Source organism: Phycobacter sedimenti (genome assembly GCF_038148855.1).
Taxonomy (GTDB): Bacteria; Pseudomonadota; Alphaproteobacteria; order Rhodobacterales; family Rhodobacteraceae; genus Phycobacter; species Phycobacter sedimenti.
The window spans coordinates 19,673-30,027 of sequence record NZ_JBBVGR010000014.1; the positions used below are offsets into that span (position 1 = coordinate 19,673).

The following is a 10,355-nucleotide window of genomic DNA, read 5'->3' on the forward strand; positions in this document are numbered from 1 at the left end:
GGAGCTTACAGCACCCCTGCGCGGCTGAAGACGCCGAAGAAGTTGCCGATCAGGTTCGAGATGGTCAGCGCATCGTTGATCGGGGATTCGGTGGCGATCAGCAGGTCACCGGGATTGATCCGGAACTTGCGGGCCGAGAACAGCCCGTCCGCCGTGGTCAGATCCAGCGTGAAGACCACCCGCTGATGCCGCGGTCCGCGCATGTTCGGGGCCACGGCCCCGGCGTCATATTCGCGCAGGACCAAGAGGCCCTGGGGGTCGGCCTTTCCGTCCTGGAAACCGCCCGAGATCGACATGGCGTCCATGGCCGACATCTCGTCCTTGCTGAAGATGTGCAGATCTTCCTTGCCGGTGGCGCCGAAGGAGAGGAAATAGCGCTCGTCCTCTTCCACGAAAATCCTGTCGCCGCCGCGCAGCAGGGTATCCAGCTGCGGATTGTTCAGCAGCTTGTCCACCGAGGTGCCATAGATGCTGCGCCCGCGCACCAGGCGGATCTGCGGGTTGTTGAGGCTGGGGCTGATGCCGCCGCCGGCCGAAATCAGCCCCATCACCGAATAGTTGCGATCGGGCATCGGATAGGTGCCGGGCCGGGCCACGCCCGAGACCAGGTCGACCGAGTTGTTGCGCCCTTCCTGCATGTCCAGCTGCAATTGCGCCGAGGGCACGATGGTTTCCAGCTGTTCCTGGAGCTGTTCACGGGCCAGGTCCGGGGTCAGCCCCAGGACGTTCACGCTGCCGACATAGGGCATGAAAACGGTCCCGTTGGCCGCGACACGCACATCCTGAAGCTGCACGTCCTTTTGCGCCTGCGAGGTCAGGAGGGAATTGTCGCTGCTGTCCCAGATGCGCAGGGTCAGCGTGTCTCCGGGCTGGATGATCTGGGTCTTGGCGCCATTGCTGGCGCTGATCCAGCCCAGCTGTCTCTTGTTGCCGGTTTCCGGCCACTGCGCGACCGAGGGCAGAAAGGCGCGGGTCACCGGATACAGGGCGAATTCGGCATCCACCTCGCTGGATTGCTTGATGATCTCTTCTCCCGTGGGCGCCCCGCCGGGCAGGCGTCCGCAGGCCGCCGGAAGCAGACAGAGACTGGCAAGTGCAAGCAGCGGGATCACAAGGCGCATGGGGGCTCTTTTCGGAAAGATCTTGATTTTTGGTAGTCGCAAGATACTGGGCTAGGGCGGTGCGTCAACCAAAGGGCGCAAGCCGTGGTATCCTGACGGGGAAGAGGGGCAAGAGATGGGTTTTCCGGCCACAGTCTTTGCGCAAGGGCTCGGCGCGCGCTTCCCGGTTACGGTGGTTCTGGGCGCGTCGGGACGGATTGGTCAGGTGCTGCGCCGGACCTGGCCCGATCTGCTGCCCGGTGCGGCGCGGGTGCGCTGGCAGGCCCGGCGCCCCCAGCCTGATGCAGGCGCTTCTGAAGACTGGGTGGTTCTCGATCCTCTGGCGGAGCCAGGGCTTCTGGCCGGGGCTTTGCGCGGTGCCGGGGCCGTCCTGTGCTTGGCCGGCAGTGTGCCCGGCCGCAGTGCGGACCTGGCGGACAACGCGCGGCTGGCGCTGGCCGCGATCGAGGCGGCGGCCTCTGCCGGGGGCAAACCGCCGCGGGTGTTCCTTGCCTCTTCGGCGGCCGTTTACGGAGGGCAGGCGGGGCTGCTGCGCGAAGACGCAGCCGCGACCCCGACCAGCCCCTATGGGCGCGCCAAACGTGAGATGGAGCAGCAGGCCCTTGCGCGCGGGCAGGAACTGGGCGTGCCGGTCAGCATCCTGCGGATCGGCAATATCGCGGGGCTGGATGCCATTCTGGGCGGCTGGCGTCCGGGCTTCACCCTGGACCGCTTTGCCGATGGCAGCAGCCCGCGGCGCAGCTACATCGGGGTGCAGAGCCTGGCCCATGTTCTGGCGGCGCTGCTGATCTGCGAGGAGGTGCCCGCGGTCCTGAACATTGCGCAGCCCGAACCGGTGGCGATGGCGGCGCTTCTGCAGGCGGCGGGGCGGGCGTTCACCACGCGGCCCGCCCCCGACAGCGCCATTCCCGAGGTGGCGCTGGACCTGGACCTTCTGCGCCGCACCCTGGGGCCGCAGGCGATGCCTCCCCCGGCTGACCCGGCTTGCTTGGTGACAGAATGGGCCTTATTAGAGCCTGATTTTACCCGATGACCTGGATGACCTGATGACCTGGCGCAAACGACTGTTCGACCTTTTCTTTGCCTCGCTTCTGGTGGTGATTCTGGGACCCATCTTGCTGCTGCTGCTGCTCTGGCTTCTGGTCAGGGAGGGGCGGCCGGTTTTTTACGTGGCGGAGCGCATGCGCTCTCCGACCCGCAGTTTTCGGCTGTGGAAGCTCAGGACCATGACCGTGGTCGAGGGGGACAGCGGCGTTTCGGGCGGCGACAAGGAGGCCCGGATCACCCGCACCGGCGCCTGGCTGCGCTCCAAGCGGCTGGATGAGTTTCCCCAGCTGTGGAACATCCTGAAAGGGGATCTGTCCTTTGTGGGACCGCGCCCGCCCCTGCGCCAATACGTGGAGGCCCACCCGGAGATCTACGGCGAGGTGCTCAAGAGCCGCCCGGGCGTGACCGGGCTTGCCTCCATCACATATCACAAACACGAAACCGCGCTGCTGGCCCGGTGCAGCACGCCCGAGGAAACCGATGCGGTCTACTCGCGCATCTGCGTGCCGGCCAAGGCGCGACTGGACCTGATTTACCAGCGCCATCAGAATATGTGCTATGATTTCGATCTGGTGTTCCAGACCATCGGCAACATCTTCCGGCGCGGCTGAGAGGGCGGCGCGCGGGTGCTGTCTGAATTTTGGGCGGGGCGCGGAAACCTTAAAACTTTGCGGGGTGTTGGTGGATTTTCGCTAAGCTTACGTTTGTATTCGGCAGCAAAAAAGGCCACACTCAGGCGATGATGAATTATGAGGGCTGCGGCGGTATCGGGCTGGTGGCACGGGCAGGTTCGAGAGCCAGTGTGCGCACTTTGGCCGGGCTATTGGTGTTGGACTGTTTTCCAGGGGGTGCGGGGCGTAGACTATGTTCGAATTGATCAGCCGACTTTCGAGAAAACAAAAGTCCTATGTCTTTCTCGCCCTGGATGTGCTGCTGTGCCCGCTGGCGCTTTTGTTCACCTTCGGTGTGCAACCCTTGCCGGATCCGGCGCTCTCGACCTTGGTGCTCATGCTGCCGGTTCTGCCCTATGCGCTGCTGGCCATGGCGGGGATGTCCTTCTGGCTTGGCCTGCCGCTTATCCAGCTCAATGCCTATGAACGCCATGCGATGATGCTGACGGCCCTGGTGGCCATCTTTACTGCCACGGTCATGGCCATGATCGCCTATGTGGTCGGCCCCAGGCTGCCGCCGGGGACCTATGTGGTCTTTGCACTGGCCTATTTTCTGTCCATGGTTCTGATGCGGGCGGCTCTGCTTCAGCTAGTGCTGATGATCTATCGGAGCGCCATGCCCCGCTGCCGGGTGCTGATCTACGGCGCCGGCGCCACCGGCACCCAGCTGGCCCAGGCCCTGAAATCTCATGGCGGCATCGATCCCGTGGCCTTTGTCGATGACAACACCTCTCTGCAGGGGATGACGCTTCTGGGCCTGCCTGTCTATGCCCCGGCCCGGATTCCTGACATCGTCGAAAGCCGTTATATCAACCGGGTGTTGCTGGCGATGCCCTCGCAAGGGGTGGCCAAACAGGCGCAACTGACGCGGCGGCTGCAGGACATGGGGCTCGAGGTGCAGGTGCTGCCCTCCTTTGCCCAGCTCATCGGCGAAGAGGAGCTGGTGGACAAGCTGAGGCCGGCCCCGGCACAGACCTTTCTGAACCGGGACAGCCACGATGTGCCGTTGAATGCGGCCAGCGCTTCCTATCAGGACCGCGTTGTGCTGGTTTCGGGGGCAGGGGGGTCGATCGGTTCCGAACTCTGCCGCCAGGTGCTGGCCTGTGCACCGGCCAGGCTGGTGCTCTACGAGCTGTCGGAGCTGGCGCTTTACACCATCCACCAGGAACTGGCCCCGCTGGGCGAAGAGCTGGGCATCGAGGTGGTGCCGGTGCTGGGTTCGGTGACCGATCCGCGCCAGGTCCGCCAGGTGCTGGAGCGGCACCAGGTGCAGGTGGTTCTGCATGCGGCGGCCTATAAACATGTTCCGCTGGTGGAGGCCAATCCGCTGCCGGGGCTGGCCAACAACGTCTTTGGCACCCAGACCCTGGCCCGCCTGGCGGAACAGGCCGGGGTGGAGCGGTTCATCCTGATCTCCTCGGACAAGGCGGTGCGCCCGACCAATGTGATGGGCGCCTCCAAGCGCATCGCCGAGCTCCTGGTGCAGGACCTGGCCTCGCGCACATCGGGAACCATCCTCACCATGGTGCGCTTTGGCAATGTTCTGGGCTCTTCGGGCTCGGTGGTGCCTCTGTTCCAGGACCAGATCAGCCGCGGCGGGCCGGTTACCGTGACGGATCCCAATGTCAAACGCTATTTCATGACCATCCGCGAGGCGGTGCAGCTGGTGCTGCAGGCCGGCGCCGAGGCCCGGGGCGGCGAGGTCTTCGTGCTGGAGATGGGCAAGCCGATCTCGATCCTGCAGCTGGCGCGCCAGGTGATCGAAAGCGCCGGCTACAGCGTGCGCGACGAGGACCACCCCGAAGGCGATATCGAGATCAAGATCATCGGCCTGCGTCCGGGAGAGAAGATGGAAGAGGAGCTGACCCTGAGCGGCAGTGTCACCTCCACCAATCACCCCAAGATCTTCTGTGCCCGCGAGGCGGTGCTGTCCGAGATCGAAGTGGCGGCCCTGTTGCGCGGTTTGCGTCAGGCGGTGGTCAGCGGGGACGAGGCGGCGCTGCGGCTGCTGATCCGGCGCTGGGTCGAGGGTAACGGAGAAGACACGATCGGGGCGCGAAAGACCTCCTGAGGGGGGCCTGCTCCATTGCGGCGCGCGGCGCATTCATGCTCTAACGGCAGGCAGGACAGGGTGCCCCTGCAAGGGCCCTTCGGAACAGAGACTTAAGCGCAGTGGATTCCCCGGTGAGCCAGACGGTGAGCGAGACATCGAAACCTTCCCTTCGCACCGCGCCTGTGGCCCTTGCCTGCCTGATGAGCGCCGTCAGCCTTGGGGTGTTCGCTGCGGGCGGGGGACTGGTCCCTGCGGCCCGGGCACAAGCGGCCCCCGCCGAGGCGGCCACGGCCTATCGCCGCCCGCCGCAGCCCTTTCCGGACCAGAGCACGGCCAGCAATGCCGATGCCCCGCGCTATCGCCGCCAGCCGGTGCCCAGCCTGAACTTTTACGGTCTGCCCGGCCTGATGGACATGCCCAGTGCCGAGATGATGCCCGATGCCCAATGGGGCACCAGCTTTTCCTGGTTCGCGGGCCAGAGCCGCTACAACATGACCTTTCAGGCGCTGCCCTGGCTGACCGCCTCGTTCCGGTACAACGGTATTCAGGATCTCGCGGGAACCGCCTTTCGCACCTATTACGACCGCGGCTTTGATGTGCGCGCCCGGCTCTGGCGCGAGGGGCGCTGGCGGCCGGCGGTCACGGTTGGTCTGCAGGATTTTGCCGGCACCGGCGTCTATGCCAGTGAATATATCGTCGCCACGAAACAGTTCGAAACGCCTGCCCTGTCGCGCGGCGGGCTGCCCGGACGCCTGAAGCTGAGCGCGGGTCTTGGCTGGGGGCGGCTTGGCACCTACGGGGCCATTGGCAGCCTGGCAGGCAGCCGGGGCGGGTTCCAGCCCGGCGGGACGGGCGGGAAACTGGCGACGGACAGCTGGTTCCGGGGGGATTTTGCCCCCTTTGCCGGCGTCGAATGGCAACCCAGTGACCGCTGGGGCTTCAAGGTGGAATACTCCTCGGACGCCTATGAGGCCGAGGCCCGCGATTCCGGGATCTTCGAGCGTAAATCGCCGCTGAACTTTGGCGTCGAATACCAGGCCAGCCAGGCCACGCGCCTCGGTTTCTATTATCTCTATGGCTCCGAATTCGGGGTCACGGCGCAGATCCAGATCAACCCGAAACATCCGCGCATGCCGATGGTCGTGCCCGCCCTGATGCCGGTGCAGCCGCGCAGCCAGTGGGCCACCGACGATTCGCAGTGGAGCCAGGACTGGGCGGCAAGCGAACCGGCCCGGCGCGAGGTGCGCGACCGCGTGGCCAAGGCGCTGAAGGCGGATGGGCTGCTGCTGGAATCGATCCATTTCACCGCCACCGAGGTCGAGCTGCGCTTGCGCAACAACCGCTATCGCTCCGAGGCGCTGGCCATTGGCCGGGCGGCGCGTCTCATGGCCAATGTGCTGCCGCCCTCGATCGAGACCTTCCGCATCGTGCCGGTGCGCGCGGGCATGGGGCTGTCGGCCACGGTCCTGCGGCGCAGCGATCTGGAGGCGCTGGAGTTCGCCCCCGCCGCGCCGGAGGCCCTGCAGGCGGTCGCCGCCGTGACCGATGCCGGCCCCCTTCCGGCCGACTCGATCCTGTCCACCGAGCTTTACCCCGCGTTTTCGCACTCGATCAGCCCCTATTGGGCGCAGGGCTATTTCGATCCTGACCGGCCCTTCCGCCTGGACTTCGGCGTTGCCCTGCGGGCGTCCTACGTGCCGGCGCCGGGCTGGCGCATCGCCGGGGCGCTCAATCAGCGGATCTGGGGCAATATCGCCGACGGCCGCGCCTCCAATTCGGTGCTGCCCCATGTGCGCACGGATCAGGCGCTTTATGCCCAGTATGGCACCGTTCTGGCCAATCTCTATGTCAGCCGTCACTGGCAGCCGCGCAACGATGTCTATGCGCGCATCACGGCGGGCTTCCTGGAAAACATGTATGGCGGTCTCTCGAGCGAGGTGCTGTGGAAACCGGTCGCCAGCCCGCTGGCGCTGGGGCTGGAGGCGAACTACGTGGTGCAGCGCGACTACGATCAGCTGTTCTCCTTCCGCGATTACAAGACCTTCACCGGCCATGCCTCGGCCTATCTGGAACTGGGCAAGGGCTATCTGATGCAGCTGGATGCGGGCCGCTACCTGGCCGGCGATTACGGCGGGACCTTCAGCATCGACCGCACCTTCAGCAATGGCTGGTCGGTGGGGGGCTTCTTCACCCTGACCGATGTGTCGGCGGCCGATTTCGGGGAGGGCTCCTTTGACAAGGGGTTCCGCTTCCGGATCCCGCTGGACTGGATGCTGGGCAAGCCGTCGCGCAATGCCTTCGGCATGACCGTCCGTCCGACCCAGCGCGACGGGGGGCAGCGTGTCAACGTGCCGGGGCGGCTTTATGGCGCCATCCGCGAGGCTCATATGGACAGTCTCTCCCGTCAGCGTGCGAGGTTCTGGGAATGACAGGCAGATCCCGGTTGATCCATGGTCCCAAGCCATCGCGGGGAGGGCGAAGCCTGACCCTGCTTGGCGCGCTGGGCGTGCTGACCTTGCTGGCGGGGCTGACCGGCTGCGCCAAGGGCCCCGACAACAAGCCGCTGCAGGTCGAGCTGATCCAGACCCTCGGCCAGGCCGTGCAGCAGATCCGCGACAGGCGCGCCGAGCCGCCGAAAGAGCCACCGCTGACGCGGGCGCTGCTGGAGGCCAGGGTGCAGGCGCCGGTCATCGAGGTCATGGTCGAAGAGACTGGCATTTATGCCTACCTGGTCCAGCAGACGGTCAAACGGGATGACTTCCCCGGCGAGGTCGTGGCCTGGGTGGCCCAGGACGATGTTGTCCTGACCATGCGGGATGGGGTGCTGGTGGCCACACGCGGGCTGGCGAGCGATCTTCTGGGGGCTTCGGCCCTGGTGCGCGAGGGCACGAAGGGGCCTTCGGGCCACGGTCAGCGCATCTACGAGGTTGCGGCGCTGGACAATGCCTCGGTGAAATACCCGATGGCCTGCCAGATCGAGGATCTGGGGGCGAAGCGGATCGAGATCGTCGAGCTGCATTTCGAGACCCGGCACCTTCGGGAGGTCTGCGAGCTGGCCGGTGCCGGGCCGGGCGATGCGTTCTGGCAGGTCGGGGGCGAAGCGGGACTCTCCCGTGTCGTGAATGACTACTGGATCGATTCCCGCACGGGGCGAATCTGGCAGTCGCGGCAATGGGCAGGCTCAGGCATCGGCTATCTGCGTATCCGCCAGCTGACGATATGAGCGGTTTTCCCGCAACGGGTGGCGGAAATCTGGCTTTCTAACTGAAATCCAGAGACCATTTGTTGAATGGAAAGATCTTCTCCCCTATGGTCGCGGTGAGAACATGTCCTCCATAGGAGTCCTTATTATGAAAAATATCTTCGCAGCCTTCGCGCTGGCCGCCATGGCGGCAGCCTCCGCAACCTCCGTTTCTGCTCAGGCGGCCCCCGGTGCCGCAGTTGCTGGTGCCGGTGCCGGTGCAGGCGCTGGTGCGGGTCTGGGTCTGGGTGTTGGTGGCCTCGGCGCAGCTGGTATCGCGGCAGGCGTCATCGCCGCTGCCGTTGTCGTGGGCGTTGTCGTGAACGACGACGACACCACGACTACGACAACCACCACCGACTGATCGGACGCCGGTTTCCGGCCTCCGATCGGAACAGTTTCGCAGGCGCGCCCGTTTTGGCGCGCCTGTTTTCATGTCTGCTGATGTGCTGTTCTGCCCCCAGTTCCGTGGCCCGGTTCCACTGCTCTGTACCTTGTCTTTTTTTGGCCCAGATTTGGTCCCGGTTTCTCAATCTTTTGAGGAGACTATCCATACCGGCGGCACAGGGGCGGCTGGACAACCAGAGCATGTGTATGCATAAATTTTGCAAGCTGAGACAGCGGCTTGTGAGACCGGAAGACAGGAAAGACGATGTGTGATCTTTGCACGATGACCGCAACCTTCGATCCCAAGCGGCATATGGGCGGAAGTGGTTTTGACGGCAGTATGGACGGTGCGATCCAGGCCACCCTGTACGAAGTCGGCGATGCATCGTCGGGCCGTTCCACAAGCTATGAAATGGCAGTCGGCGATACCTTTCGGGGGTCGCTCGGCTGGGCTGGCGATCGGGATTGGGTTGCGGTGCGCCTGACGGCCGGGCAGCGCTACGAGGTCGCCCAGGACGGCGTGTCCCTGTCGGATCCCTACCTGCGGCTTTATGATTCGGGCGGTCGTCAGCTTGGCTACAATGACGATGGCGGGCCGGGGCTGAATTCCCTGCTGCGCTATACCGCCCCCACCACCGGCACCTATTACGTCGCGGCAGGGTCTTTCATCGATGGTTACACCGGTTCTTACAGCCTGTCGGTGGTTGACGCGGGCAGCATCCCGGACAGCAGCGGCACTCTGGATGAGCTGGCCCGTTTCCTGACCCATGGGTTCTGGGGCGGCACCTCGCGCAGTTTCGATACCAGCGGCAGCAACCAGATCACGGTGAACATCACCGCGCTCACCGAGGATGGTCAGAAACTGGCCCGCTGGGCCTTTGAAGCCTGGGAAGCGGTGGCCAATATAGATTTTGTCGAGGTGAGCGGCTCAGCCCGGATCACCTTTGATGACAGCGCCAGCGGTGCCTATGCCAGTTTCTCGACCAGCGGCTCCACGCTTCTGTCCTCCAATGTGAATGTGGGGACCAGCTGGCTGAGCACCTATGGCACGACCATGTCCAGCTATTCCTTTGCCACCTATATTCACGAGATCGGCCACGCGCTGGGGCTGGGGCACCAGGGGGATTACAACGGCTCGGCCACCTATGGGATCGACGATACCTATTCCAATGACAGCTGGCAGATCTCGATCATGTCCTATTTCGACCAGAACGAGAACACGACCACCAACGCCAGCCGTGCATGGCTGATTTCAACGATGATGTCGGATGTGGTGGCGATCCAGAACCTCTATGGCGCGCCCGGTGCCTCGAGCCAGACCGCAGGCAATACCACCTGGGGGGCAAACAGCACCCTGGGCGGCTATCTGGGCGATGCCATGGCCGCGCTGGAAAACAGCGGCAACGGGTCGATCAGCAACCGGTCGGTGGCCTTCACCATCTATGATCGCGATGGCCTGGACACACTCGATCTGAGCTACAACCGCACCCATGACCGGGTGGATCTCAATGACCAGAGCTTTTCGGATGTGAGCGGTCTGACCGGCAATCTTGCCATCGCCCGCGGCACGATGATCGAGTATTTCCGGGGCGGCAGCGGCAATGACACCGTGACCGGCAACGAGATGAACAACCGGATCTCCGGCAATGATGGCAACGACAGCCTGATGGGCGGGGACGGCTATGACACGCTGTACGGCGGCGGCGGCAATGACAGCCTGGCTGGTGGCAGTGGCAAGGATCTGGTCTCCGGCAATATCGGCGATGACAGCCTGGTGGGGGGCACCGGGGATGACACGCTTTATGGCGGTGACGGCAATGACACGCTCTACGGCA

The 10,355-nt window shown here is 64.6% G+C and carries 8 protein-coding genes; 7 read left to right on the forward strand and 1 reads right to left on the reverse strand.

Annotated features, from left to right (window positions below; translation table 11 throughout):
- Positions 1-5 precede the first annotated feature (5 nt).
- Positions 6-1,121: a polysaccharide biosynthesis/export family protein gene (locus tag AADA15_RS18885; protein ID WP_341643118.1), complete on the reverse strand. Its 1,116-nt coding sequence runs from the start codon at positions 1,119-1,121 to the stop codon at positions 6-8.
- A 115-nt stretch (positions 1,122-1,236) separates the two neighbouring features.
- Here AADA15_RS18885 and AADA15_RS18890 point away from each other — a divergent pair, with 115 nt between their 5' ends.
- The 7 genes from AADA15_RS18890 to AADA15_RS18920 form a co-directional block, all read left to right on the forward strand.
- Complete coding sequence (locus tag AADA15_RS18890) at positions 1,237-2,154, forward strand: NAD-dependent epimerase/dehydratase family protein (protein ID WP_341643119.1); 918 nt, start codon at positions 1,237-1,239, stop codon at positions 2,152-2,154.
- A 13-nt stretch (positions 2,155-2,167) separates the two neighbouring features.
- A complete protein-coding gene (locus AADA15_RS18895; RefSeq protein WP_341643120.1) occupies positions 2,168-2,779 on the forward strand; it encodes a sugar transferase in 612 nt (203 codons plus the stop codon).
- 253 nt (positions 2,780-3,032) lie between these two features.
- Positions 3,033-4,910 (forward strand): polysaccharide biosynthesis protein, encoded by a 1,878-nt coding sequence (locus AADA15_RS18900; protein WP_341643121.1) that lies wholly within the window; start codon positions 3,033-3,035, stop codon positions 4,908-4,910.
- Positions 4,911-5,023: 113 nt separating this feature from the next.
- Positions 5,024-7,321 carry a YjbH domain-containing protein gene (locus AADA15_RS18905; protein WP_341643122.1) on the forward strand — a complete coding sequence of 766 codons (2,298 nt, stop codon included), beginning with the start codon at positions 5,024-5,026 and terminating at the stop codon, positions 7,319-7,321.
- Positions 7,318-8,115, forward strand: coding sequence for a YjbF family lipoprotein (locus tag AADA15_RS18910; RefSeq protein ID WP_341643123.1), 798 nt, complete (start codon positions 7,318-7,320; stop codon positions 8,113-8,115). Before AADA15_RS18905 ends, AADA15_RS18910 begins: the two co-directional genes overlap by 4 nt.
- A 127-nt stretch (positions 8,116-8,242) precedes the next feature.
- A complete protein-coding gene (locus AADA15_RS18915; RefSeq protein WP_341643124.1) occupies positions 8,243-8,497 on the forward strand; it encodes a hypothetical protein in 255 nt (84 codons plus the stop codon).
- A gap of 288 nt (positions 8,498-8,785) precedes the next feature.
- The coding region (locus AADA15_RS18920) for a M10 family metallopeptidase C-terminal domain-containing protein (RefSeq protein ID WP_341643125.1) at positions 8,786-10,355 on the forward strand (1,570 nt) is incomplete at its 3' end.